This is a genomic window from Vibrio sp. Vf1514, assembly GCF_052076135.1.
GTDB classification, from domain to species: domain Bacteria; phylum Pseudomonadota; class Gammaproteobacteria; order Enterobacterales; family Vibrionaceae; genus Vibrio; species Vibrio furnissii.
The window spans coordinates 2,356,332-2,381,080 of the sequence record NZ_CP197267.1 but is presented as its reverse complement, the minus strand read 5'-3'; the positions used below and the strand labels follow the sequence as shown (position 1 = coordinate 2,381,080).

The 24,749-nt window shown below is 51.6% G+C and carries 23 protein-coding genes and 16 tRNA genes; 12 read left to right on the top strand and 27 right to left on the bottom strand.

Features of this window, described 5'->3' with window-relative positions; translation table 11 throughout:
• Nucleotides 1-35: 35 nt before the first annotated feature.
• The 21 genes from ACS18Q_RS11055 to lolB form a co-directional block, all read right to left on the bottom strand.
• Nucleotides 36-110 (bottom strand) — tRNA-Gln (locus ACS18Q_RS11055).
• A 15-nt stretch (nucleotides 111-125) separates the two neighbouring features.
• Nucleotides 126-212 (bottom strand) — tRNA-Leu (locus ACS18Q_RS11050).
• A 124-nt stretch (nucleotides 213-336) separates the two neighbouring features.
• Nucleotides 337-421, bottom strand: a tRNA-Leu gene (locus tag ACS18Q_RS11045).
• Between the two features lie 50 nt (nucleotides 422-471).
• Nucleotides 472-548 (bottom strand) — tRNA-Met (locus ACS18Q_RS11040).
• Nucleotides 549-584: 36 nt separating this feature from the next.
• Nucleotides 585-669 (bottom strand) — tRNA-Leu (locus tag ACS18Q_RS11035).
• Between the two features lie 49 nt (nucleotides 670-718).
• A tRNA-Gln gene (locus tag ACS18Q_RS11030) sits at nucleotides 719-793 on the bottom strand.
• 16 nt (nucleotides 794-809) lie between these two features.
• Nucleotides 810-896 (bottom strand) — tRNA-Leu (locus ACS18Q_RS11025).
• 41 nt (nucleotides 897-937) lie between these two features.
• Nucleotides 938-1,012 (bottom strand) — tRNA-Gln (locus ACS18Q_RS11020).
• A gap of 27 nt (nucleotides 1,013-1,039) precedes the next feature.
• Nucleotides 1,040-1,124: transfer RNA gene (locus ACS18Q_RS11015), tRNA-Leu, on the bottom strand.
• Nucleotides 1,125-1,152: 28 nt separating this feature from the next.
• Nucleotides 1,153-1,237 (bottom strand) — tRNA-Leu (locus tag ACS18Q_RS11010).
• 46 nt (nucleotides 1,238-1,283) lie between these two features.
• Nucleotides 1,284-1,360, bottom strand: a tRNA-Met gene (locus tag ACS18Q_RS11005).
• An 82-nt stretch (nucleotides 1,361-1,442) separates the two neighbouring features.
• Nucleotides 1,443-1,517: transfer RNA gene (locus ACS18Q_RS11000), tRNA-Gln, on the bottom strand.
• A gap of 16 nt (nucleotides 1,518-1,533) precedes the next feature.
• Nucleotides 1,534-1,620, bottom strand: a tRNA-Leu gene (locus ACS18Q_RS10995).
• 41 nt (nucleotides 1,621-1,661) lie between these two features.
• Nucleotides 1,662-1,736, bottom strand: a tRNA-Gln gene (locus ACS18Q_RS10990).
• A 27-nt stretch (nucleotides 1,737-1,763) separates the two neighbouring features.
• Nucleotides 1,764-1,848 (bottom strand) — tRNA-Leu (locus ACS18Q_RS10985).
• A 50-nt stretch (nucleotides 1,849-1,898) separates the two neighbouring features.
• Nucleotides 1,899-1,975 (bottom strand) — tRNA-Met (locus ACS18Q_RS10980).
• Between the two features lie 279 nt (nucleotides 1,976-2,254).
• Entirely contained in the window at nucleotides 2,255-3,346 is a 1,092-nt protein-coding gene (ychF, locus tag ACS18Q_RS10975) for a redox-regulated ATPase YchF (RefSeq protein ID WP_004724772.1), read from the bottom strand.
• A 10-nt stretch (nucleotides 3,347-3,356) separates the two neighbouring features.
• Nucleotides 3,357-3,947 (bottom strand): aminoacyl-tRNA hydrolase, encoded by a 591-nt coding sequence (gene pth / locus ACS18Q_RS10970; RefSeq protein ID WP_055465404.1) that lies wholly within the window; start codon nucleotides 3,945-3,947, stop codon nucleotides 3,357-3,359.
• 152 nt (nucleotides 3,948-4,099) lie between these two features.
• Nucleotides 4,100-5,044 carry a ribose-phosphate pyrophosphokinase gene (locus ACS18Q_RS10965; protein ID WP_004724767.1) on the bottom strand — a complete coding sequence of 315 codons (945 nt, stop codon included), beginning with the start codon at nucleotides 5,042-5,044 and terminating at the stop codon, nucleotides 4,100-4,102.
• Between the two features lie 29 nt (nucleotides 5,045-5,073).
• The gene (gene ispE, locus ACS18Q_RS10960) at nucleotides 5,074-5,946 is read right to left on the bottom strand and encodes a 4-(cytidine 5'-diphospho)-2-C-methyl-D-erythritol kinase (RefSeq protein ID WP_041942668.1); all 873 of its coding nucleotides are present in this window, start codon (nucleotides 5,944-5,946) and stop codon (nucleotides 5,074-5,076) included.
• A gap of 11 nt (nucleotides 5,947-5,957) precedes the next feature.
• Nucleotides 5,958-6,572 (bottom strand): lipoprotein insertase outer membrane protein LolB, encoded by a 615-nt coding sequence (lolB, locus tag ACS18Q_RS10955; protein WP_004724764.1) that lies wholly within the window; start codon nucleotides 6,570-6,572, stop codon nucleotides 5,958-5,960.
• A 163-nt stretch (nucleotides 6,573-6,735) separates the two neighbouring features.
• On the opposite strand from lolB, the gene hemA reads away from it, so the two are divergent.
• The 8 genes from hemA (at nucleotide 6,736) to ybaK (ending at nucleotide 14,751) form a co-directional block, all read left to right on the top strand.
• Nucleotides 6,736-7,995: a glutamyl-tRNA reductase gene (gene hemA / locus ACS18Q_RS10950; RefSeq protein ID WP_238808918.1), complete on the top strand. Its 1,260-nt coding sequence runs from the start codon at nucleotides 6,736-6,738 to the stop codon at nucleotides 7,993-7,995.
• A gap of 33 nt (nucleotides 7,996-8,028) precedes the next feature.
• Nucleotides 8,029-9,117 carry a peptide chain release factor 1 gene (prfA, locus tag ACS18Q_RS10945; protein ID WP_004724760.1) on the top strand — a complete coding sequence of 363 codons (1,089 nt, stop codon included), beginning with the start codon at nucleotides 8,029-8,031 and terminating at the stop codon, nucleotides 9,115-9,117.
• Nucleotides 9,118-9,127: 10 nt separating this feature from the next.
• Nucleotides 9,128-10,009, top strand: coding sequence for a peptide chain release factor N(5)-glutamine methyltransferase (prmC, locus tag ACS18Q_RS10940; RefSeq protein ID WP_055465402.1), 882 nt, complete (start codon nucleotides 9,128-9,130; stop codon nucleotides 10,007-10,009).
• A complete protein-coding gene (locus tag ACS18Q_RS10935) occupies nucleotides 9,994-10,377 on the top strand; it encodes a SirB2 family protein (RefSeq protein WP_004724756.1) in 384 nt (127 codons plus the stop codon). The genes prmC and ACS18Q_RS10935 overlap by 16 nt, the downstream gene beginning before the upstream one ends.
• A 50-nt stretch (nucleotides 10,378-10,427) precedes the next feature.
• Nucleotides 10,428-11,237, top strand: coding sequence for a SirB1 family protein (locus tag ACS18Q_RS10930; protein WP_041942496.1), 810 nt, complete (start codon nucleotides 10,428-10,430; stop codon nucleotides 11,235-11,237).
• Between the two features lie 21 nt (nucleotides 11,238-11,258).
• Entirely contained in the window at nucleotides 11,259-12,110 is an 852-nt protein-coding gene (gene kdsA, locus ACS18Q_RS10925) for a 3-deoxy-8-phosphooctulonate synthase (protein ID WP_004724752.1), read from the top strand.
• Nucleotides 12,111-12,458: 348 nt separating this feature from the next.
• Complete coding sequence (gene ushA / locus ACS18Q_RS10920) at nucleotides 12,459-14,123, top strand: bifunctional UDP-sugar hydrolase/5'-nucleotidase UshA (RefSeq protein ID WP_441257081.1); 1,665 nt, start codon at nucleotides 12,459-12,461, stop codon at nucleotides 14,121-14,123.
• A 148-nt stretch (nucleotides 14,124-14,271) separates the two neighbouring features.
• Nucleotides 14,272-14,751 carry a Cys-tRNA(Pro) deacylase gene (gene ybaK / locus ACS18Q_RS10915; RefSeq protein WP_441257080.1) on the top strand — a complete coding sequence of 160 codons (480 nt, stop codon included), beginning with the start codon at nucleotides 14,272-14,274 and terminating at the stop codon, nucleotides 14,749-14,751.
• 88 nt (nucleotides 14,752-14,839) lie between these two features.
• Here ybaK and ACS18Q_RS10910 read toward each other — a convergent pair whose 3' ends face one another.
• Nucleotides 14,840-16,090 carry a uracil-xanthine permease family protein gene (locus ACS18Q_RS10910; RefSeq protein ID WP_004724744.1) on the bottom strand — a complete coding sequence of 417 codons (1,251 nt, stop codon included), beginning with the start codon at nucleotides 16,088-16,090 and terminating at the stop codon, nucleotides 14,840-14,842.
• A 220-nt stretch (nucleotides 16,091-16,310) separates the two neighbouring features.
• Here ACS18Q_RS10910 and ACS18Q_RS10905 point away from each other — a divergent pair, with 220 nt between their 5' ends.
• Complete coding sequence (locus ACS18Q_RS10905; RefSeq protein WP_441257079.1) at nucleotides 16,311-17,582, top strand: DUF2066 domain-containing protein; 1,272 nt, start codon at nucleotides 16,311-16,313, stop codon at nucleotides 17,580-17,582.
• Between the two features lie 87 nt (nucleotides 17,583-17,669).
• Here ACS18Q_RS10905 and ACS18Q_RS10900 read toward each other — a convergent pair whose 3' ends face one another.
• Genes ACS18Q_RS10900 through ACS18Q_RS10885 form a run of 4 tightly spaced genes read right to left on the bottom strand, consistent with a single transcriptional unit; the run spans nucleotide 17,670 to nucleotide 20,505 of the window.
• Entirely contained in the window at nucleotides 17,670-18,089 is a 420-nt protein-coding gene (locus tag ACS18Q_RS10900; RefSeq protein WP_172562318.1) for a DUF2069 domain-containing protein, read from the bottom strand.
• Between the two features lie 8 nt (nucleotides 18,090-18,097).
• The gene (wrbA, locus tag ACS18Q_RS10895) at nucleotides 18,098-18,673 is read right to left on the bottom strand and encodes an NAD(P)H:quinone oxidoreductase (RefSeq protein WP_154180304.1); all 576 of its coding nucleotides are present in this window, start codon (nucleotides 18,671-18,673) and stop codon (nucleotides 18,098-18,100) included.
• Nucleotides 18,670-19,020, bottom strand: coding sequence for an arsenate reductase (glutaredoxin) (gene arsC / locus ACS18Q_RS10890; RefSeq protein WP_055465398.1), 351 nt, complete (start codon nucleotides 19,018-19,020; stop codon nucleotides 18,670-18,672). The genes wrbA and arsC overlap by 4 nt, the downstream gene beginning before the upstream one ends.
• Before the next feature lie 24 nt (nucleotides 19,021-19,044).
• Entirely contained in the window at nucleotides 19,045-20,505 is a 1,461-nt protein-coding gene (locus ACS18Q_RS10885) for a beta-barrel assembly-enhancing protease (RefSeq protein ID WP_441257078.1), read from the bottom strand.
• A 267-nt stretch (nucleotides 20,506-20,772) separates the two neighbouring features.
• Between ACS18Q_RS10885 and ACS18Q_RS10880 the strand changes: the two genes are divergently transcribed.
• The 3 genes from ACS18Q_RS10880 (at nucleotide 20,773) to ACS18Q_RS10870 (ending at nucleotide 24,148) form a co-directional block, all read left to right on the top strand.
• On the top strand, nucleotides 20,773-21,009 hold the full coding sequence (locus ACS18Q_RS10880; RefSeq protein WP_143680989.1) for a sulfurtransferase TusA family protein: 237 nt from the start codon (nucleotides 20,773-20,775) through the stop codon (nucleotides 21,007-21,009).
• Complete coding sequence (locus ACS18Q_RS10875) at nucleotides 21,002-22,075, top strand: AI-2E family transporter (protein ID WP_014204605.1); 1,074 nt, start codon at nucleotides 21,002-21,004, stop codon at nucleotides 22,073-22,075. Before ACS18Q_RS10880 ends, ACS18Q_RS10875 begins: the two co-directional genes overlap by 8 nt.
• 201 nt (nucleotides 22,076-22,276) lie before the next feature.
• A complete protein-coding gene (locus ACS18Q_RS10870) occupies nucleotides 22,277-24,148 on the top strand; it encodes a methyl-accepting chemotaxis protein (protein ID WP_014204606.1) in 1,872 nt (623 codons plus the stop codon).
• Between the two features lie 122 nt (nucleotides 24,149-24,270).
• Here the strand turns inward: ACS18Q_RS10870 and bcp are convergent, their stop codons facing one another.
• Entirely contained in the window at nucleotides 24,271-24,738 is a 468-nt protein-coding gene (gene bcp / locus ACS18Q_RS10865; RefSeq protein WP_004724724.1) for a thioredoxin-dependent thiol peroxidase, read from the bottom strand.
• Nucleotides 24,739-24,749: the final 11 nt, after the last annotated feature.

Genomic DNA, 24,749 nt, shown 5'->3' with positions numbered 1-24,749 from the left:
ATAACCCGACTTGGTATATCGAATCATCGTTGTAATGGCAGGTCTACCTGGATTCGAACCAGGGAATGGCGGCATCAAAAGCCGCTGCCTTACCGCTTGGCGATAGACCTACAAGATACTGAATTTGGTGCGGAGGGAGGGACTTGAACCCTCACGTCCTAACGGACACTAGCACCTGAAGCTAGCGCGTCTACCAATTCCGCCACCACCGCAAATTCAGTTATTTGTCTTTTCAGCTATCTTTACTGACAAGTCGTGCTGGATTATAACCACAACAGGCAACATTGTCATACAGCTTTTTGATTATGCTAAGAAAACTTAGCTCATCATCAAATATGGTGCGGAAGGAGAGACTTGAACTCTCACACCTTGCGGCGCCAGAACCTAAATCTGGTGCGTCTACCAATTTCGCCACTTCCGCGTTGTTTCCTAAAGACTCTGTCATGTTGCCATGTAAAAGTACTTAGGAAATGGTGGCTACGACGGGATTCGAACCTGTGACCCCATCATTATGAGTGATGTGCTCTAACCAGCTGAGCTACGTAGCCATTTCTATTCTTTCGTTGATTCAACGAGGGAATAGATGGTGCGGAAGGAGAGACTTGAACTCTCACACCTTGCGGCGCCAGAACCTAAATCTGGTGCGTCTACCAATTTCGCCACTTCCGCATCATATTTTATAGATAACCCGACTTGGTATATCGAATCATCGTTGTAATGGCAGGTCTACCTGGATTCGAACCAGGGAATGGCGGCATCAAAAGCCGCTGCCTTACCGCTTGGCGATAGACCTACAAAGCTACTGAATTTGGTGCGGAGGGAGGGACTTGAACCCTCACGTCCTAACGGACACTAGCACCTGAAGCTAGCGCGTCTACCAATTCCGCCACCACCGCAAATTCAGTATGTGTCTGATAACCTCAGACAAGGTGTAATATGGCAGGTCTACCTGGATTCGAACCAGGGAATGGCGGCATCAAAAGCCGCTGCCTTACCGCTTGGCGATAGACCTACAGCGATAACTTTCGTTATCTAAATATGGTGCGGAAGAAGAGACTTGAACTCTTACACCTTGCGGCGCCAGAACCTAAATCTGGTGCGTCTACCAATTTCGCCACTTCCGCAGAAATAGTTTTTAGAATATCGGGATGATGGTGCGGAAGGAGAGACTTGAACTCTCACACCTTACGGCGCCAGAACCTAAATCTGGTGCGTCTACCAATTTCGCCACTTCCGCGTCCCGGTATTCAAAGTCACAACATTAGCTGTTAACTTGAAATAAGTGGTGGCTACGACGGGATTCGAACCTGTGACCCCATCATTATGAGTGATGTGCTCTAACCAGCTGAGCTACGTAGCCATCTTTTCAGAGCGAGAAACTATAATACAATCTCGTCTGCAGTTCCAATAGTTTTTACATCATATTGAAACTTAAAGAATTATGGCAGGTCTACCTGGATTCGAACCAGGGAATGGCGGCATCAAAAGCCGCTGCCTTACCGCTTGGCGATAGACCTACAAATCTACTGAATTTGGTGCGGAGGGAGGGACTTGAACCCTCACGTCCTAACGGACACTAGCACCTGAAGCTAGCGCGTCTACCAATTCCGCCACCACCGCAAACTCAGTATGTGTCTGATAACCTCAGACAAGGTGTAATATGGCAGGTCTACCTGGATTCGAACCAGGGAATGGCGGCATCAAAAGCCGCTGCCTTACCGCTTGGCGATAGACCTACAGCGATAACTTTCGTTATCTAAATATGGTGCGGAAGGAGAGACTTGAACTCTCACACCTTGCGGCGCCAGAACCTAAATCTGGTGCGTCTACCAATTTCGCCACTTCCGCGTTGTTTCCTAAAGACTCTGTCATGTTGCCATGTAAAAGTACTTAGGAAATGGTGGCTACGACGGGATTCGAACCTGTGACCCCATCATTATGAGTGATGTGCTCTAACCAGCTGAGCTACGTAGCCAACAATTTTTGTTGCTCGCTTCAAAGTTGCCTTATCGCCGAGAACGGTGCGCATTATGCGGATATGGCTTAGGAGCGTCAACAGTTTTTTTGAATAAATTCCCCGAAACTGACCGTTCGACTTTTTTTTAAACAAAGAGGCGTGTTTGTGATCAAAAACTGCTACCAAAACAACAGATTCATTACCTTTATCCGGTGTTGATTATGCAAATTTCTCGCATTTGAAAACAACAAAAGCCAACCCTGAGGTTGGCTTTTGAACAATCGAATCAGAACAGACTTAAACGTTGAAACGGAAGTGAATCACATCGCCATCTTTTACGATGTAATCTTTGCCTTCAAGACGCCATTTACCGGCTTCTTTCGCGCCACTTTCACCGTTGTACTGAATGAAATCGTCGTAACCGATCACTTCGGCACGGATGAAGCCGCGTTCGAAGTCGGTGTGGATTTTACCTGCCGATTGCGGCGCGGTCGCACCGATTGGAATGGTCCATGCACGTACTTCTTTAACACCCGCGGTGAAGTAAGTGTGCAGGCTCAGCAGATCGTAGCCAGAACGGATCACGCGGTTCAGGCCCGGTTCTTCGATGCCCAGATCGGCCAAGAACTCATCACGCTCGTCTTCTTCAAGTTCAGACAATTCAGATTCAATCGCGGCGCACACAGGAACAACCACGTTGTTCTCTTTTGCTGCGAACTCGCGCACTGCATCGAGGTATGGGTTGTCGTCAAAACCATCTTCGGCCACGTTCGCAATGTACATGGTTGGTTTGAGCGTCAGGAAGTTCAGGTAGCCAACTGCCGCTAGTTCTTCTTTCGACAAATTCACAGTACGTGCAGAACCACCTTCCGTGAGCACGGGTAGCAGTTTTTCTAGCACGGTCAGTTCAAATTTTGCGTCTTTATCGCCGCCTTTTGCGCGTTTTGCTTGGCGTTGAATGGCGCGTTCACAGCTATCAAGGTCAGCCAGAGCTAGCTCCAGGTTGATCACTTCGATGTCTTCAATCGGGGAGACTTTACCGGCAACGTGCACGATGTTTTCGTTTTCAAAACAACGCACGACGTGACCAATTGCATCGGTTTCACGAATGTTCGCCAGGAATTTGTTGCCTAGGCCTTCACCTTTTGATGCGCCAGCAACCAAGCCTGCGATATCCACGAATTCCATCGTGGTTGGCAGAACGCGCTCAGGATTGACGATGTTTGCCAGTGCGTCCAAACGCAGATCCGGCACTGGTACGACACCAGTGTTTGGTTCGATAGTACAAAACGGGAAGTTTGCCGCTTCGATACCTGCTTTAGTGAGTGCATTAAAAAGTGTTGATTTGCCAACGTTTGGAAGACCAACGATGCCACATTTAAAACCCATGACTGTAACCTTATTCAGCTTTGAACGTGTGTAAGCGGTTTTGCGCTTTGGTGAGGCCATCTTTGAATAAGATGTCGAGGCAGCGAACGGATTCATCTACCACGGCATCCAGACACTCCTGCTCTTTGGCGGGAGCTTTGCCTAACACATAGCCTGCTACTTTATCTTTGTGTCCCGGATGGCCGATGCCAATCCGCAGACGGTAAAATTCTTTGTTGTTGCCCAGTTTGCTGATGGTGTCTTTGAGGCCATTGTGACCCCCGTGACCGCCACCTTTTTTAAACTTAGCAACCCCCGGTGGGAGATCCAGCTCATCGTGAGCGACCATGATCTCTTCGGGATTGATCTGGTAAAACTTGGCCAATGCGCCAACGGCTTTACCGGATAAATTCATAAACGTGGTGGGGATCAGCAAACGCAGATCGTCGCCGTTGACCATGATACGACCGGTTAAACCAAAGAACTTCGGCTCATTTTTCAGCACCACGTTGTGGATGCGAGCCAGTTCTTCTACGACCCATGCACCGGCATTGTGTCGTGTTTTGGCGTATTCCGGGCCCGGGTTGGCCAGACCGACAAGTAATTTAATGGGTTGACTCAAGGCTAGGATCCCTTCGGAAACGAAAAAGCGCGGTATGATAGCACAGAAAAGACGCGCGGGGCGAGACTCTGCTTTTCTCGTGCGCTGAGAAATAAAAAGCGCCTCATCCGAAGATGAAGCGCCCAATCAGAAGCGGTCTCTGAGCAAACGAATTAGTTGAACATTGCAGAGATAGATTCTTCGTTGCTGATACGACGAATCGCTTCAGCCAGCATGGTTGACAACGTTAGTTGAGAAACTTTGCCAGTCGCTGCCATCTCTTTAGACAAGGTGATTGAGTCAGTGACGATCACTTGGTCTAGCACAGAGCTCTTGATGTTTTTCGCTGCGTTACCAGAGAATACCGCGTGAGTCGCGTAAGCAAAAACGCGTTTTGCGCCACGTTCTTTCAGCGCTTCTGCGGCTTTACACAGTGTACCACCGGTGTCGATCATGTCGTCGACGATCACGCAGTCGCGGCCTTCGACGTCACCGATCAGGTTCATCACTTCAGACACGTTTGCACGTGGACGACGTTTGTCGACGATAGCAATGTCGATATCGCCCAGCGCTTTTGCAGTTGCGCGTGCACGAACAACACCACCCAGATCCGGAGAAACCACCACTGGATCTTCCAGATTACGTGCTTTCATGTCTTCCAGTAGAACTGGCGTACCGAAAATGTTATCTACTGGTACGTCGAAGAAGCCTTGAATTTGCTCTGCGTGCAGGTCGATAGTGAGAACGCGGTCAACGCCGACGTTTGAAAGGAAATCTGCAACAACTTTTGCAGTGATTGGCACACGGGACGAGCGCACACGGCGATCTTGACGAGCATAACCAAAGTAAGGGATAACAGCAGTAATACGGCCTGCTGAAGCACGGCGCATCGCATCAATCATAACCACCAACTCCATCAGGTTGTCGTTGGTTGGTGCACAAGTTGATTGAATAATGAATACATCGCTACCACGAACATTTTCATTGATTTGTACTGCGACTTCGCCGTCAGAGAAACGGGAAACAGTCGCATCACCAAGAGAAATGTAGAGACGTTCAGCAATACGTTGGGCTAGTTCGGGTGTGGCGTTACCAGCAAATAGCTTCATATCAGGCACGGTGGAAACCTCAGGGTTGCGTCCAGTTTTTAAATAGATTGGGTGTGGGCCGATTGGTAATCAGCCAGCGTCTCTTTGAGCGGTGAAACATTGCGCCCATGGGCGACAAACGCAGAGACGTTGTCAGGGAGTTCGGCAAGGACAGCTTCCGCTTCTTTCTTGCTCAAAAATTCAGCAAAAACGCAAGATCCCGTCCCGGTCAATCTTGACGGCGCGTATTGTAGCAGCCAAGAAAGTTGCTTATCAACCTCTGGGTAAAGCATTCGGACAATTTTTTCGCAATCGTTTTCGTAACAAGTGTCAAGAAGCGTTGCCAGATCTCGCTTCGCTGTGCTTCTTGTCAGTTGCGGATGGGTGAAGATATCTTTGGTCGCAATCGCCACGTTCGGGCGTACCACCAAATACCATTTTTCATCCACGTCGACGTGCGACAGGCGTTCACCCACGCCTTCGGCAAATGCGGCAAATCCACGCACAAACACCGGCACGTCGGCGCCAAGCGCGAGGCCAATTTGGGCCAGTTCATCATCACTGAGATGGGTTTGCCACAGGTGATTAAGCGCCACCAGTACGGTGGCCGCATTGGATGAGCCGCCGCCAATCCCGCCGCCCATCGGCAGCACTTTGTTGAGTTCAATCTTGGCTCCAAGCGAACAACCGCTGGCGCGTTGCAGCGCGGTGGCCGCTTTCCAGATCAAATTGTCTTCGGTGGCCACGCCCGGCAATTCCGGCGTCAGCACAATCTCGCTGTTGGTGTGGGCGGTGATGGTGAGTGTGTCGCTGTGGTCTAGGAACTGAAACAGGGTTTGCAGTTCATGGTAGCCATCGGCGCGGCGACCAGTGATGTACAGAAACAGATTGAGTTTGGCCGGAGAAGGCCAAGTGGTCGGCGTATTCAGTATCGGGCCTGGAATCATGGCGTCAGTGTCCAATTGGAAATCACGAGGTTAATCGAGGTTTGGTTTTGAGTCAGTTTGAGCTTATCCGGCAATGGCAGTTGGGTTTGTTGCCATGGGTATTCACGATAGCGGCCGTAATCCACATGCCAGTTGGTGCTGCCCGCGCGCTTGTCTAAGGTCGCGAGGGTGTTGTTCTCGTTCAGCGCGTACGCATCGGCTTGGGATGGCAGGCCGAGGATCCAGTCTTGCAGCAGATCCACCGGGATATCGAGCCCGGTCAGTTGGCGTACCAAAAGCTGTGCGTTGGGGGCGGTATAAACTTGGTTATCATACGTTTCCACGCGCGCGCCTTGCGCGGTCATGGTCAGGTTGAGCACCGTCTGGCCGAGAAAGTTAGTCAGGCGTAACTGACTATTTTGGTTGGATTTTTGCCATTGAAAGTTCAGAGATTGGCGCTGCTCAGGTGAGATGTAACCGATTTTGCCGGCCAGTTTAAATTGCGCGATGCTCGTCAGTCGAGCTTGATGGGATTGCCATTGCACATCGGTAATGGGTTCCGGCACGCTGCTACAGCCAAAGAGGGTCATCAGCAGCATCACGATCAGGTAAATACGTGGCTTATGCGTCATAAAAAGTGCTCGTTATTTATCCAGTCAAAACGGTCAAACGGCTTTCACTATATCATTGATATCACGAACTCGGGAAAACAAATCCCGTTGACCCTTTCAATAAACAGGGTCATCAAGTAAAATTCTGCGCCTAGCCCATTTCTTACCAGAGAACCCTCGATAGATGTCCTTGCTTGCTATTGGAATCAATCACAATACGGCTTCGGTTGAATTGCGAGAAAAAGTTGCGTTTGGCCCAGACAAGTTGTCTGACGCCTTGGAGCAGCTATCGGACAGTTCATTTGTCAACGGGAGCGTGATCCTGTCGACGTGTAACCGCACCGAGATTTACTGTGATGTGAAGTCATCGTGCAAGAACAAGGTGATCGAATGGTTGTCGCAGTTCCATCAGGTGAATGCTGAAGATCTTAAACCGAGCCTTTATGTGCATGAAGAACAGGCGGCGATTCGCCACTTGATGCGCGTCTCATGTGGCTTGGATTCTCTGGTGTTGGGGGAGCCGCAAATTCTGGGGCAGGTCAAACAGGCCTACGCCGATTCTCGCGAAAGTCGTTCAGTCGATTCGTCGATGGAAAAGTTATTCCAAAAAGCGTTTTCTGTGGCCAAACGGGTTCGTACTGAAACCGAAATCGGCGGCAGTGCAGTGTCGGTGGCGTATGCCGCTTGCACGCTGGCAAAACACATTTTTGAATCACTTTCGGATGCGACGGTGCTCTTGGTTGGGGCAGGTGAAACCATCGAGTTGGTGGCCAAGCACTTGGCCAGCCACAACTGTAAACGCATGATCGTGGCCAACCGCACACGTGAGCGTGCCATGAATTTGGCCGAGCAGTTCAACGCCGAAGTGATTGCACTGAATGAAATTCCCGATTATCTGGCGCATGCCGATATCGTCATCAGTTCAACCGCCAGTCCGCTGCCAATCATTGGTAAAGGCATGGTCGAAACCGCCCTGAAAGCGCGTCGTTATCAGCCGATGTTGCTGGTGGATATCGCGGTGCCGCGCGACATTGAATCGCAAGTTGGCGATTTGAACGACGCGTACCTCTATTCAGTGGATGATTTGCAATCTATCGTCGATAGTAATATTGAGCAGCGCAAGGTCGAAGCGATTCAAGCCGAAGCGATTGTCAGCGAAGAAAGTGCCGCGTTCATGACTTGGATGCGCTCGCTACAAGCGGTCGACAGTATTCGCGACTACCGCAAAGCGGCCAATGACATTCGTGAGGATTTGCTGAGCAAAAGCTTACAAGCGTTGGCGGCAGGCGGCGATCCGGAAAAACTGCTGATTGAACTGAGCAACAAACTCACCAACAAACTGATCCACACCCCGACGCGTGCGCTGCAAACCGCCGCGGAGCAGGGAGAGCCAGCCAAACTGGCCATTATCAGACAAAGTCTGGGTCTTGATGACCCACAATAAACACTTACTCCTTATTCGTTTAAAGAAGAAACTATGAAAGCGTCGATTTTAGTAAAGCTTGAATCCCTGGTTGAGCGTTATGAAGAGGTTCAACACCTGCTGGGCGACCCCGCAGTTATCGGAGATCAGGACAAGTTCCGTGCTCTGTCAAAAGAGTACTCACAGCTTGAGGAGATCACTCACTGTTTTCAGGCTTATCAGCAAGCGCAGGACGATCTGAGCGCGGCGGAAGAGATGGCCAAAGAAGACGACGCAGAGATGCGTGAAATGGCGCAAGACGAAATCAAGGTCGCGAAAGCCGAGATTGAGCGCCTGAGCGACGAGCTGCAAATTTTGCTGCTGCCTAAAGATCCCAACGATGACCGCAACTGTTTCTTGGAAATCCGCGCTGGTGCGGGCGGTGATGAAGCGGGCATTTTTGCCGGCGATCTGTTCCGCATGTACAGCCGTTTTGCTGAAAAACGCGGTTGGCGCATCGAAGTGATGTCATCCAACGAAGCAGAGCACGGCGGTTACAAAGAAATGATTGCCAAAGTGAGCGGCGATGGCGCGTACGGTGTGCTGAAATTTGAATCCGGCGGCCACCGCGTGCAACGTGTTCCTGCGACCGAATCGCAAGGCCGTGTGCACACCTCGGCGTGTACCGTGGCGGTCATGGCTGAAGTGCCAGAAGCTGAAATTCCAGAAATCCGCACCGCGGATCTGAAAATTGATACCTTCCGCTCGTCTGGTGCGGGTGGTCAGCACGTCAACACCACCGATTCTGCAATTCGTATTACCCACTTGCCGACTGGTATTGTGGTGGAGTGTCAGGACGAGCGTTCACAGCACAAAAACAAAGCCAAAGCGATGTCGGTACTGGCCGCGCGCATTGCCAAAGCGGAAGAAGAAAAACGTGCGGCGGCAATCTCCGACACGCGTCGTAACCTGCTGGGTTCGGGCGATCGTAGTGACCGCATTCGGACTTACAACTACCCGCAAGGCCGCGTGTCTGATCACCGCATCAACCTGACGGTTTACCGTTTGAGTGAAGTGATGGAAGGCGATCTGCAATCGCTGGTGGATCCCGTGATTCAAGAGCACCAAGCGGATCAGCTGGCCGCGCTTGCTGAGCTCAACTGATTTGATGTCAATGACTTCGCCACTGACCATAGAAGCCGCCCTCAAGGCGGCGACTTTGCAATTGACGCACAGCGGCAGTGATTCGCCGTCACTCGATGCCGCCGTGCTGCTTTGCCATGCGCTGGATAAACCGCGCTCCTACTTGCTGACTTGGCCCGATAAAATTCTCGATGACACCACGCACGCAGCATTTGATGCATTGCTTGCCCGTCGCCTGACTGGCGAGCCGGTTGCGTACATCATCGGGGAGCGTGAATTCTGGTCGCTGCCGCTGAAAGTCTCGCCATCCACCTTAATTCCGCGTCCCGACACGGAACGCTTGGTGGAAGTGGCGCTGGAAAAAGCGCAGACGCTGGATGGCGATATTCTCGATTTGGGGACGGGCACAGGCGCGATTGCCTTGGCGCTTGCGTCTGAACTGCCACAACGTCGCGTGGTTGGGATCGACCTGCGTGACGAAGCGCAGCAATTGGCCAGCGACAATGCAAACCGTTTGCACTTAACCAATGTCACGTTTTTGCAGGGCAGTTGGTTTGAACCCTTATCACACGGTACAAAGTTTGCTTTGATAGTCTCCAACCCGCCATACATCGAAGAAAACGATCCGCATTTGGCTCAGGGCGATGTGCGCTTTGAACCGAAAAGTGCGCTGGTTGCCGCCGATAACGGGTTAGCCGACATCAAACATATCAGCGACGCTGGCCGTGATTATCTGCAAAGCGGCGGCTGGTTGGCGTTTGAACACGGTTACGATCAGGGTGCGAGCGTGAGAACCATCATGCAAGCGCTGGGCTATCAGCACGTGATCACCGAGCAGGATTATGCCGGTCATGATCGCGTGACGCTGGGCCAATATAACGACGAACGAGGAAGACAATGTACGAAGGATTAAAACATTTTCACTTGCTGACCATCGGTCTGAGCGCGCTGCTGCTCTCGGTACGTTACGTACTGATGATGATGGATTCAGAACTGCGCCAACATAAATTCCTCAAAGTGTTTCCTCATATTGTGGACACCTGCCTGCTGCTCTCCGGGATCGGCCTGATTTTTGTCACCGGATTTGTGCCATTTACCGCAGCCGCGCCTTGGATGACCGACAAACTGACCAGCGTGCTGGCTTACATCGCACTGGGTTTCTTTGCCCTGAAACTGGGTCGCAACAAGCTGCTGCGCACATTTGCGTTTTTTGGTGCGCTGGGCTGGCTGGCGATTGCCGGCAAAATTGCCGTAACCAAAATTCCGATGTTCTTTGGCTAAGCCGCATTGGCTGTTGCTGTCCGTATTAGATTCACAGATAGAGTAGTGTGATGCTGGATTTGTTTGATGAAGATTTCGATGCGATGGAGCTGGTGGAAGGTGCCCTTGCGCTGAATAAAGCCATCAATCCGGACACCCAGGTCGACTGGGCGCGCATCGAATTGAAACGATTACTGGACGACGCTGAGCAAAGTCTGGTTCATGAACGCGATGAAAAGCAGCGTTTTGAATCGTTTCTACGCTTATTCTATTTTGAGTGGGGATTTTGTGGTGACCGCGAGGCCTACTACGATTCCCACAACGCGTTCATCGATAAAGTGCTGGAACGCCGAAAAGGCATTCCCGTCAGTTTGGGCGCGTTGCTGCTGTTTTTTGGTCGCCAATTGGGCTTTCCGCTGCAAGGCATCACCTTTCCGACGCAGTTCTTGTTAGAACTTCGCTGGCCGGGAGAAGCGCCTTTGTACCTGAACCCGTTTTCCGGTGAATATGTGTCGCGTCATACCTTGCAAGCGTGGCTGATTGGCCACAAAGGGCCGCTGACCAAACTCAAAGCCGACCATTTGAAGCCTGCCGATCATCCAACCATCATTGGGCGTTGGTTGGCCTTGCTGAAAAGTGCTCTGCTGCGTGAAGAGCGCTATACTCTAGCGCTGAGATGCACCGATCTGGCACTGACGTTTGTGCCTGATGATCCGTATGAAATTCGCGATCGCGGCTTTATCTATCAACAGTTGGATTGCCATCAGGTGGCGCTGACGGATTATCAATATTTTATTGAGCAGTGCCCGGACGATCCGGCCGCAGAATTATTGAAAACTCAACTCAATGCACTCAGTCACAACCACGTGACGCTGCATTAATCACAACGAAGAGAAAAGAGAATGGAACAGAAAATTGTTCACGTCGGTGATATTCCGGTTGCCAACGACAAGCCGTTTACCCTGTTTGCAGGCATGAACGTTCTGGAGTCGCGCGATATGGCGATGCAAATCTGTGAGCACTACGTCAAAGTGACTGACAAATTGGGCATCCCTTACGTATTCAAAGCTTCGTTTGATAAAGCGAACCGCAGCTCAGTGCACTCGTACCGTGGTCCTGGCTTGGAAGAAGGCATGAAAATCTTCCAAGAACTGAAAGACACGTTCGGCGTGAAAATCATCACTGACGTACACACCGAAGCACAAGCACAGCCGGTTGCGGACGTGGTGGATGTGATTCAGTTGCCCGCGTTTTTGGCGCGTCAAACCGACCTTGTTGAAGCCATGGCGAAGACAGGCGCGGTGATCAACGTGAAAAAACCACAATTCATGAGCCCAGGTCAAGTGGGCAACATCGTGGAAAAATTCGCAGAGTGTGGCAATGAGAAAGTGATCCTGTGTGAGCGCGGCTCATGCCATGGTTACGACAACTTGGTTGTTGATATGCTGGGATTTGGCGTGATGAAGAAAGCGTCGAACGGCAGCCCTATCATTTTTGACGTGACGCACTCCCTGCAAATGCGTGACCCATCGGGCGCTGCCTCGGGTGGTCGTCGTGAGCAAACTGTGGAACTGGCGAAAGCGGGTCTGGCAACGGGCATCGCGGGCTTGTTCATTGAAGCGCACCCAAATCCAGATCAAGCGCGATGCGATGGCCCATCGGCACTGCCGCTCGACAAGCTGGAGCCGTTCTTGGCGCAAATGAAAGCGCTGGACGATTTGGTGAAAAGCTTCGCGCCGATCGACATTCGCTAATCGATTGCAGAAGCCGCCTTCGGGCGGCTTTTTTGTCGCTGTGCTTCGGCGGTGACGTAAACGCTTGCGCACTCATTTTTGCAGATGGCGTGCGGATAACGGGTGAAATACTCTCGGCGCTTCACAACACCATTTGCCATTTCTCGATACGCTTCGCCGCGCCTGTGGCTATTTTTAGTGATGAATTTCACAGAGTGATGCAACAAAGCTGTTACATCATTTGGCTTATTTTAAATTAGTTCATGTTTTATCAGTCAGTTGGCGCGATCACTCTCAAAGAAGAGCGCATTGACTGACTACACTTTGAAAAGAAAAGTAGTGGACCCCCATCAGTTGAAAGGTACGACAATGAAACAAGGCTTACTCCTCAAATCCGTGTTAAGCGCCGCAATTATTGCGTCGCTGGCTGGCTGTGCTTCGCAACCCGCCCACGAATGGCAACAAGATACCACCTACAAGTTGACCATTTTGCACACCAACGACCATCACGGCCGTTTTTGGCAGAACAACTATGGTGAATACGGCATGGCCGCGCGCAAAACGTTGATTGACCAGATCCGTGCGGATGTAGAAGCACAGGGCGGCAGCGTGCTGTTGTTGTCTGGCGGTGACATCAACACCGGGGTACCAGAATCTGATTTGCAGAATGCCGAACCGGATTTCAAAGGCATGAGCCATATTGGTTATGATGCGATGGCCATTGGTAACCACGAATTCGATAACCCGCTCGAAGTGCTGTTCCAACAGGAAGAGTGGGCCAACTTCCCGATGCTGTCGGCCAACATTTATGACAAAGCGACTGGCAAACGTCTGTTCCAGCCGTACCACATCTTCGACAAGCAGGGCATTAAGATTGCGGTGATCGGCCTAACTACAGAAGACACCGCCAAGATTGGTAACCCGGAATACATCGGTGGCATTGATTTTCGTGATCCCAAAGCGGAAGCGAAACAGGTGATCCAAGAACTGAAAAAAACCGAACACCCGGATCTGATCATCGCCGTGACACACATGGGCCACTACCAGAATGGTCAGCATGGCATTAACGCGCCGGGCGATGTGGCACTGGCGCGCTTCCTGCCGAAAGGTGAGCTCGACATGATCGTCGGTGGTCACTCCCAAGAGCCGGTCTGTATGGAAGGCCCAAATCTGGTGAAGAAAAACTTCGTACCGGGTGATGAGTGCAAGCCGGACATTCAAAACGGAACGTACATCGTTCAAGCGTACGAATGGGGGAAATATGTCGGTCGTGCGGATTACGAATTCCGTAACGGTGAGCTGAACATGGTCAGCTACAACCTCATTCCGGTGAACTTGAAGAAAAAAGTGAAGGTGAACGGCGAAAGCCAACGTGTGTTTACCACCACTGAAATTAAAGAAGATCCAGCGATGCTCGATTTCTTGCGTCCGTATCAGGAAAAAGGTGCAGCGCAGCTGAACGTGAAGATCGCTGAAACCAACGGTAAATTGGAAGGTGATCGCGATGTGGTGCGCTACCAACAAACCAATCTGGGTCGTTTGATTGCGACCGCGCACATGCAGCGCGCGAAAGCCGACTTTGGGGTGATGAACTCGGGCGGCGTGCGTGACTCCATTCCTGCCGGTGATGTGACCTATAAAGATGTGCTGCAAGTGCAGCCATTTGGCAACATCGTGAGCTACGTTGACATGAATGGTCAGGAAGTGTTGGATTACCTCAACGTGGTGGCAACCAAGCCGATTGATTCCGGTGCTTACGCGCAATTTGCGGGGATTACCATGACGGTCGCCAACGGTAAAGTGTCGAACGTCTTCATCGGTGGTAAACAGCTGCGTCTGGATGAGAATTACCGCTTTACTGTGCCAAGCTTTAACGCGGCGGGCGGTGACGGTTATCCGAAGATTTCTGATCACGCAGGTTACGTCAACACCGGTTTTGTCGACGCTGAAGTGCTGAAAGATTATCTGGAAGCGAACAGTCCGGTGGATGTGAACCGTTTCGCGCCATCGGGTGAAATCGTTTATCAGGAATGAGGACAGGAAAGGATTGACTCAATAGGTTGAATCCCTTTAACTATCAGGCGATGCGCGATGGCGCATCGCCTGTTTTTTTATCTCAATGGTACGAATCACTATAAGCCCGCCCGGGTTTATCCTGATTGGTATAAAGGACCGATTCACCATGACTCCAGCGATTAACCTTGCGAAGAAAAAGAAAGTTTCCCACACCATTCATCAATACGAACACGATCCGAGCCACAGCAGCTACGGCTTAGAAGCCGCTCAGGCACTCGGCCAAGATCCGAAAACCGTATTCAAAACCTTGCTGTTTTGCCTCAATGGAGAAGAGAAGAATCTGGCGGTCGCGGTGATTCCGGTGGATCACAAATTGAATTTGAAACTGGCAGCCAAAGCGGCGCATGCCAAAAAGGCAGACATGGCAAACCCTGAGATCGCGCAGAAAACCACGGGTTATGTGGTGGGGGGCATCAGCCCACTGGGGCAGAAAAAAGCGCTGCCAACCTTCATTCACCTTAGTGCGTTGGAACTGCCAACGCTGTGTGTGAGCGCCGGTAAACGCGGGCTGGAAATCGAGCTGGCACCCAAGGATTTAGCCATGCTCACGCGCGCGCAGTTTGTCGATTTGTGCCAAAATGCCTAACGCGCAGGCGCAAACACCCCACATAAAAAAACGGCCTCATCAGAGGCCGTTTTGATCTTCAAGAACGAATCCGTTATTCGCGAACGAATCAGTGTTTGCCTTCTTCCATCTGCGCGTTATCCACGATGTGGTTTTCGCCCAAATCATTTGGCAAGACCAGGTTAAGAATAATCGCGACAATACCGCATAGGCTCACGCCTTGCAGGCTGAATTCGCCAATACCGAAAGCCATGCCGCCGATACCAAATACCAGCGTCACCGCCACGATCACGAGGTTACGTGATTTGTGCAGGTCGACGTTGTTTTTGATCAGCGTGTTGAGGCCCACGGTTGCAATCGAACCAAACAGCAGAATCATGATGCCGCCCATGACTGGCACAGGAATGGTTTGTAGCAGTGCGCCCAGTTTACCCACCAGTGCCAGCACAATGGCAGTCACTGCTGCCCATGTCATGATTGCTGGGTTGAATGCTTTGGTCAGCATCACGGCACCGGTCACTTCACTGTAGGTGGTGTTTGGTGGCGCGCCAAGGAATGTTGCCGCCATGGTGGCAACCCCGTCACCGGTGATGGTGCGGTGCAGGCCTGGTTTTTTGATGTAGTCTTTGCCGGTCACATTCGAGATCGCCAGCATATCGCCCACGTGTTCAACAGCGGGTGCAATGGCAACCGGAATCATGAACAGAATGGCGTTGATGTTGAATTCTGGGAAAGTAAAGTTTGGCAGTGCAAACCATGCCGCTTGTTGTACTGGCGCAAAGCTCACCACACCAAAGTAAAGCGACAAAGCGTAGCCCGATGCAATCCCACCACAAATGGGAACCAGCTTAAAGAAGCCTTTGGAGAACACACTCATCACGATGGTGACCAGCAGTGAAACGCATGAAATCCACAGGGCCGCATCGCCTGCGACCAGTTGCACCGAACCGTCCCCGGTTTTACCCAGTGCCATGTTGACTGCGGCTGGCGCAAGGCCTAAACCGATCACCATGATCACCGGCCCTACCACTACAGGCGGCAGCAGTTTGTGGATGATTTCCACACCGCGCACTTTAATCACTGCACCCATAAGGATGTAAACCGCACCGGCTGCCATCAATCCACCCATGGTTGCCGGAATACCCCAAGCTTGGATACCGTACATAATGGGAGCGATGAAAGCGAAAGAAGAAGCAAGAAAGATTGGAACGGAGCGACGGGTGATGATTTGGAAGAGGAGGGTGCCGGCACCAGCACCGAAAAGTGCGACGTTGGGATCAAGACCGGTTAACAACGGTACAAGAACCAGAGCACCAAATGCGACGAAAAGCATCTGTGCGCCTTGAATGGCATTTTTCATTGTATTTTCCCTGATACTGAACAAAATTCGCGGGATTCTATCACTTTTGCAAACGTTTGCCATTTAAACTGGATCAAAAAATGGATTATTTTTAGTTTACAGTGACGAAATAGCCAGCCACGAATTGGGGATTTTTTGACGCGATACTGGCGGCGTTTTCTTGCCCGAAATCGGATAGTTGCTTATCATCAACCTTCACAATTGAGGACCTAGGAACACTATGCGTTATTTAGCATTGTTGATGGCCGGGCTGATGAGTCTGCCGGCGCTTGCGCTGACGAAAGTCAATTTGTACCAAACAGAAGTCGTGATCGATGAGCAGCAGGACAATGCTGACGCCGCGGCCCGCATTGCGGGGATGCAACAAGTGATTGTGCGTGCGACCGGCGATAAAGAGTCGGTCAACAACGAGGTCATTCAAAAGGCGCTGCGTCAGAATTCGCAGTACTTGAATCAAATCAGCTACGCGCAGCAAGGCGATGCGAAAACCCTGCGCATGGGATTTAGTGGCCAACATATCCGTTCGCTGCTGACTCAGGCGCAGTTGCCATTTTGGCCTGAAAATCGCGCCAACCTGTTGGTTTGGCTGGTGGAAGAGTCCAACTATGATCGCAGCATCACGTGGGAGCACGCCAATACGCCCCTGCTGCGCCAGCTCAAAGCCAGCGCTCAATTACGTGGCCTGCCGCTTATTGTGCCTGTCGGTGATTTTGATGACATCACTGGGGTGCAAATTTCCGATCTGTGGGGCGGCTTTGCGCAGCCGATCAGTTTGGCTAGCCAACGTTACCCAACCGATGCGGTGTTGGTGGTGCGTGCGCAAGGCTCGAATTTGCGTTGGACACTGTACGATCAAAACGCTGGCAACATGATTGCGGCGCCTAAAACGCCGATGAGCGGTCAGGCGTCGGGGCAAAATGCGGCCGCAGACATGGTGGATGAACTGAGTGATTACTACGCACAGAAAGGCGCGGTGATGGTCAACAGCGAATCCTCGGAAGCAGTGCTGGCGTCGTTTACGCCGGTGAATGGCGCGGTGTCATTCTTTACGCTGGAAGACCGCCTCAAACGGTTAAGCTCGGTTGCGTCGTTGGATATTCTTAAAATTCAAGGCAATGAAGTGATTTTCAAAGTGCACTTGCTGGCGAGCGAAAGCCAGTTTCAGCAAGAAGTGCTGCGCATGGGCCGCGTGGTGACTCGCGAAGCGCCAGCGCCGCAGTTGCAACGAGAACCATCGCTGATGCCCGCCGCGGAAACGCATGCTGTTGGCATGGATGGCGTTGAAACGGACGGTGTAGAGACAGATGGTGTCGAAACGAATGCCATTGATAGCGAAGGGGCTGCCGCAGTTCCTGCACAAGCGGATGCCGCGTCATCGACGTCGACGATTGATGTGCAACCAGTACTGGCTACCGAGCCAAGCGTTGATGCGCAGCCGGTGATGCCTGCTGAACCCGCGATCAACACGCTCTACTTTCAGTGGCAAGGGTAAATCGATTCTTGCAACATAAACCCTGCAACATGAAAAAAGCGCCGTTATGGCGCTTTTTTTGTACGAGTGAGTGGCGAGAAAACGCGGTTACGACTTGTTGTCAAACCGAGCGCGTTCCTGCTTTTCCACTTCCGACAACTTGGTCAGTTTCAATCCTAGCTCTTTCCCGCGATGACGAGCATAAAGAATGTTGCCCATAAATGCCGCCAGCGTCAGCAATAGCTCAACCGCGGCCAACACGCGCTCACCATCATCAATGTACAAGAGGGTCAAGGCGTGAAGAAAATAGAACATCAAAATGAAATTGGCCCATGCATGCGTATACGGTTTGCCAGCTAAAATTCCCGGCAGCGGGAGCAGCAGCGGAATGAGCCACGCAATGGTCAACGTGAGTGGGTTAATGTGTGGATGGGGTGACAGTTCCAGTTGCCATAGGGCAATCCAGCCCAAGAGAGACAAGTTCCCGCCCAGCGCAAGCCAACGAAACAGCGTGGTGCGCGGCGACATATCGACGCTCATGATTTTTCCTTCAATTGGCTTGCCACGCGGGCAAGTCGTTTTCCTAAACTTTGTGCCAGTGCGCTTTCGTCACCGGTGATGCGATCGTTGTGTCCAGACACATGACTGGCCCCATACGGCGTGCCGCCTGAGGTGGTGGTGTGCAACGCCGGTTCCGAGTAGGGGATCCCCAGCACCAGCATGCCGTGGTGTAACAGCGGCATCATCATGGTTTGCTGCGTGGTTTCCTGACCGCCGTGCAGTGTGGATGAGGTGGTAAATACACATGCGGGTTTATCGATCAGGTCGCCACTGAGCCATAACGGCGTGGTTTGATCCCAAAAGTGTTTCAACGGCGCGGCCATATTGCCAAACCACACCGGACTGCCCATCGCTAACCCATCACACTGACGCAGTTCTGTCAGCGTCAGCAGGGGGTCGTCGGCCAATCCAGCCTGTTCGGTCAATTCCGGCACGGTGCGCAGCAACGCTTCGCAACCCGGTACCGACTCAATGCCGCGCGCAATTTGGCGCGCCAAGGCTTGGGTGCCACCATGGCGACTGTAATACAGCACCACCAAACGACAACTCATAGAATATCCAGCACTTGCTCCGGTGGACGGCCGTGACGCGCTTTGCCGTTTGCCACAACGATAGGGCGTTCAATCAGTTTTGGATTGGCCACCATGGCTTCAAACAGCGCATCGTCAGACAGGCTGGTATCAGCCAAGTTGAGCGTTTTGTAGATGTCTTCTTTGGTGCGCATCATGTCGCGCACTTGCGTTAGACCCAACTGTGCATAGAGTTCTTTCAGTTGCGCCACGCTCAGCGGCTCTTCAAGGTATTTGACGACCTGTGGTTGAATGTTTTTCTCTTCCAGTAAGGCCAGCGTTTCGCGGCTTTTTGAGCATCGAGGGTTGTGATAAATCACGACTGACATAATTCTTCCTTCATCATTATTTTGTTATTGGAGTGATAGGAAACGTTCACGCTGCACCATCAATTGGTCGATGCGAGCGTCGTAACGTGCCTGTTCTAAACTGCCCAGTTTAGCTAACTGGCTGGCCTGGGTGTAAAACTGAATGGCTTTGTTCCAGTTGGCCCGCAGCGCAAAAATTTCGGCGCGCGCCGCCAAATCTTCCGAGCTGTTCCCCAAACGAATGTTGGCTTCAGACAAGAGCTGCCAGCCGTTGGTGTCGTTGGGGTTATCGTGGGTGTAGCGTTGCAGAATACGAATTGCGTCGCTGTACTTCTCTTCCTTCATCATCGCGTTGGCGTAGTTGATGGTCAGTACCGCGTTATTGGGTTTCTGTTTCAGCGCCGCGCTCAACAGCGCTTGCGCTTTTTGTGGACGGTCGGTGGCCAAATAAAGGTCAGACACTGCATCGAGATAGAAGCCGTTGACCGGATCGCTTTTGAGCAGCGCATTCAACAGTGGCTCAGCTTTATCGTACTGTTTGCTGTCGATATACACCAAGGCTTTGCCATATTCAAACGCCGGGTGCAGTGACGGTTCGGCTTTTTTCTGCGTGCGGTTGAACCAGTCAAGCGCTGCATCGCTGTCGATGCCCGCATAACGTGCCACGATGCGTGCGCGTGCCAAATGGTAGTTGAGCGACGGTTGCAAACGAACGGGCGTGTACTGCTGCGCGCGCTGGCGACTGTCGGTGATGCGATCTTCGGGCAATGGGTGCGTCAGCAACATCGGTGGCGGCTTACTGGCGTAACGGTATTCATCGGCCAAGCGGCCAAAAAAGCGCGGCATGGCGTTGACGTCAAATCCCGCTTTGGCCAGCGTGGCAATCCCAAATCGGTCGGCTTCTTTTTCATTGGCACGCGTGTAGTTGATTTGGCTTTGAATGTTCCCCGCGGTGGTGGCGGTAATGGCGGCAATCCCCGCTTCCGGGGCGGCAATAGCCAGCAACAGTGACCCGGCCAGCGCTGCGATCGTCGCTGGTGAGCGACGCGCTTGATCTTCCATACTGCGCGCGAGGTGGCGCTGGGTCACGTGCGCGATTTCGTGCGCCAGAACCGAGGCCAGTTCACTTTCCGATTGCGCATGCAAAAACAGCCCGGAGTGCAGCGCGACATATCCGCCAAAGAAGGCAAAGGCGTTGATGTCGCGGTCGCGAATCATAAAGAAGGTAAACGGGGTTTTGACATCGTCAGCATAAGCCACCAAACGATGCCCCAAAGAATCGATGTATTCGTTGAGTACCGGATCATTGATAACAGGGCGACTGTTGCGCAGCATGCGCATGTACGCATCGCCATAGATGAGTTCCTGATCGATGGTCAGTGTGGAACCTGCGACGGTCCCAATGCTGGGCAACTCGATGCTGTTGTCGGCGTAAGCCAAGGGCGGGGTCGCAAGTACCGCAGCCAAACAAAGGCTCACGAATGAACGAGTACGTTTAATTATCATGGTTTGAGGTGAGACTCCAAAATCATCTTCTACTTTACCTTGTAATCGAGCGTGATTGGCGAGGCCATCAACTTTGATTGGTCAACGCATCCGTTCGACTGTTAAGGTATAAGACATTACCTGACTGGATTGGTTTCCCGATCACCGAACAGACGCCCAGGTATAAGTAAGCAATGAATTGTAACGATTTTTAGCCGAAGCCAAATACTGGCACCCAGCGGAAAAGGCGATACAATGTTCCACCTATATTAAGGATTGAGCCGCAGAATGGAACCGAATATTCTCGATTTGCGTCAGCAGCGTTGCCCGATGGCGTTATTACTTGCGAAACGTCACACCGAGCGGTTGCAGAATGGCGAATCCATGACCATTTTGATTGTCGATCCCAGTGCCATACGCGATATCGAGTCTTATTTGCTGCGAAAGCAGTTTGCCTTTCAGTGTAAGACGTTCAATGATCATTTCTCTCTTCATGTCTTAAAGGAGACAGCGCCCCATGTTTGAAATGGTGAGTCGTTGGTATAAACGACGTTTCTCCGATCCCCATGCAGTCAGCCTCGTCGCTATTCTGTTTTTTGGTTTCATTACCATCTATTTCTTTGGTCACTTAATTGCCCCGTTGCTGGTGGCCATTGTGTTGGCATATCTGCTCGAATGGCCGGTGGTGCAACTGTGCCGTTGGAAAATTCCTCGGACTTTCGCGGTGATTTTGGTCATTGTGGCGTTTATCGGCGTGATGCTGTTTGCGGTGTTTGGGTTGGTGCCGACCATTTGGCAGCAAATCGTCAATTTGATTAACGACATTCCCAACATGTACACCGGATTGCAAAAATTCATTGCAACCTTGCCCGATCGCTACCCGGAATTGGCAAGCCTCGAAATCGTGGAACCCATCATGAACAATGCCAAGAACAAGGCACTGAGCATGGGGGAATCGGTGGTGAAAGGGTCATTGGCCTCACTGGTGAGCATTGCGACCTTAGCGGTGTATCTGATTCTGGTGCCGCTGCTGGTGTTCTTCTTGCTTAAAGATAAGCAGGAGATGCTGCGCATTGTACGCGGTGTATTGCCACGCAATCGCAAACTGGCGACCGAAGTGTGGCATGAAATGAATCAGCAAATCTCGAATTACATTCGCGGCAAAGTGCTGGAGATTTTAATTGTCGGGGGCGTGAGTTACGTCACTTTCGCTGTGCTGGAGTTACGTTACTCGGTGCTGCTGGCTGTCGCGGTCGGCTTCTCTGTCTTGATTCCATACATTGGGGCGGCCGTGGTGACGGTGCCTGTGGCTATTGTGGCGCTGTTCCAATGGGGCGTGACGCCCGAGTTTTACTACTTGCTGATTGCGTACGGCATCATTCAGGCACTAGATGGTAACGTGTTGGTGCCGGTGCTGTTCTCGGAAGCGGTGAACCTTCACCCCGTGGCGATCATCGTGGCGGTGCTGGTGTTTGGTGGCCTGTGGGGATTTTGGGGCGTGTTCTTTGCCATTCCGTTGGCCACTTTGGTCAAGGCCGTGTGGAAAGCACTACCGAGCATTGACGAAGAGCCGCCACAAACCAGCGCGTGAGCGCACAAAAATTGAATCGAATTGCCCTGTCACGTTGTGATGGGGCTTTTTTTTGTGCATTTATGAAGCGAGTTCAAAATTATTGATTAAAATGTAGTTTAGGGGCTAAGACCTCTCAAGTTCCAATCTGGCTAGTCGATACAACAAGGAATAAGTATAAAAAAATCAAATGTGCTGAGAGTTTGCGAGTCGAGGGAAATTATGAGATTTAGCCAAAAGATTGTGGCTGCATCATCTGCGCTACTACTAATTGTGATTTTACTATTATCTATTCAACAACTGAGCACCGTGCGCTCGGAAGTGGAATCTCTGGTCAACAGTAGTCTGAAAGAGATGGTGGCCGGGGTGAAAAATACCATCACATCCGAAATGACCAGTAAGAAAGCACTGGCTCAGTCGATGACTGAGGTGCTGGAGCTGGATCCGGAAAACCGCACCTACGTGAAAAACGTGCTTGAGAAACCCAAGCTCAAAAGCAGTTTCCTTGCGGTGGGGTTAGGGTATGACTCAAATGGCACCGTGGTCGAAAATGATGACGGTTGGGAGCCGGGCGCCGATTACGACCCGCGTAAACGACCTTGGTTTGTGGATGCGAAACGCGTCGGCAAGCTGACCGTGACCGACCCGTACGTGGACGTTTCAACCAAGAAAACCATCATTTCGATTGGTACGCCCGTGTATGAAAATGGTCAATTCAAAGCGGCGATGTTCTACGACTTGGAGCTGACCAAATTGGCGGAGTTGGTGAACTCCATCAACCTGTTTGATGCCGGTTATCTGTTTATCGTGACTGCTGATGGCACCACCATCGCGCACCCAGATACCAAAAACAACGGTCAGAAGCTCGCGACCTATCTGCCCCAAGTACAACTCAAAGAGGGCACACAGCGCATCGACATCGATGGCAGTCCGTTTATGGTTAACTTTACGCTGGTGCCGAGTGAAAACTGGTACATCGGCGCCATCATCGATGAGTCGATTGCGTTTGCTGCGGTGTCTGACTTGCGCAACAGCTCGATTCTCTACACCGTGATTGGGTTGGTACTGAGTGTGATTGGCTTGAGCGTGCTGATCAAAGTGCTGATGCGCCCACTGGGCGCACTGAATGAAGCGATTCAAGATGTGGCGTCTGGTCAGGGCGATTTGACCAAGCGACTCAACACCAATACTGACAAAGAGTTTGCTGAATTGGCAAAAGGGTTCAACAGCTTTACGGAAACCTTGCAGCATCAGATCAAACAGTCGAAAGCCATCGGTGAAGAGATCATGCGTGGCGCTGAGCAAACCATGGGCACCGTGCACGGCTCTGCCGAAGCGATGCGCGCGCAGTTGCAAGAGCTGGAACAACTGGCAACGGCGATGCACGAAATGTCGGTGACGGCAACGGAAGTGGCGAACAATGCCCAAGGCGCGGCGTCAGCGGCTAAAGAGGCAGATGATGCCACCGTCGAAGGGTCACGCGTGGTGAGTGACACCACGGCGTCGATTGACCGTTTGTCGGCACACATCGAAATGGCCGTCGAAGAAGTGCGTGGCTTGGAATCGGCCACCGCCAATATCGAAACCATTTTGAAAGTGATCAACGACATCGCCGACCAAACCAACTTGCTGGCACTGAATGCGGCGATTGAAGCGGCACGTGCGGGCGAATCGGGTCGTGGCTTTGCTGTGGTAGCCGATGAAGTGCGCACGCTGGCCCAGCGCACGCAACAATCGACCACCGAAATTCGTAACATGATTGAGCAACTGCAAGCGGGCGCAAGCTCGGTGTCGGTCGCGATGAACGAAAGTAAATCGACTGCCGAAGATGCGGTTGAGAAATCGCAACTGGCGGATGCGGCGCTGCAACGGATCCGCAATGCAATTCAACAAATCAGTGATATGAATATGCAGATTGCCTCGGCGGCGGAAGAGCAAAGTTTGGTGGCAGAAGAGATCAACAACAACACGGTGAAGATCAAAGACCTGTCGACTCAGGTGTCAGAATCTGCGGAAGAAGCCAACATTGCGATGCAAGTTCAAACAGAAAACGTGCGTGAGCAAGATGCGATTCTCAACAAATTCGTGGTCTAATTCGGTGAACTTGTAACGAAAAAGGCCAGTCATCGCGACTGGCCTTTTTGACTATTTATGCAAATTAATCATGGAATGCAAATGAATTAGGCCAGCTATCTCGCCGATTCCCGCAGCCATCATCACTTGCTGTTGAGGTAATCCAGCACCACTTCGTGGTGATCTTTGGTTTTGAATTTATCGAAGACGTGTTCAATCACCCCGTTTTCGTTAATCAGGAAACTGATGCGGTGCAGGCCATCGTACACTTTACCCATGAACTTTTTCTCGCCCCACACACCAAACTGTTCAGCGACCGCGTGGTCTTCGTCTGACAGCAGGGTAAAGTTCAGGTTGTCCCGTTCAATGAATTTGCCCAAACGTTTGACCGGGTCGATGCTCACGCCCAAGACCACCACGTTGTGCGCATCCAATTCACCTTTTACGTCGCGCATGCCTTGGGCTTGCACAGTGCAGCCCGGCGTCATCGCTTTGGGGTAAAAGTAAAACAGGATTTTTTTGCCGGCGAAATCAGACAGAGACACGGTCTTGCCGTCTTGATCGAGAAGAGAAAATGCCGGAGCTGGCGAACCTGCCTTGAGTGTATTCATGGTCCTTCCTT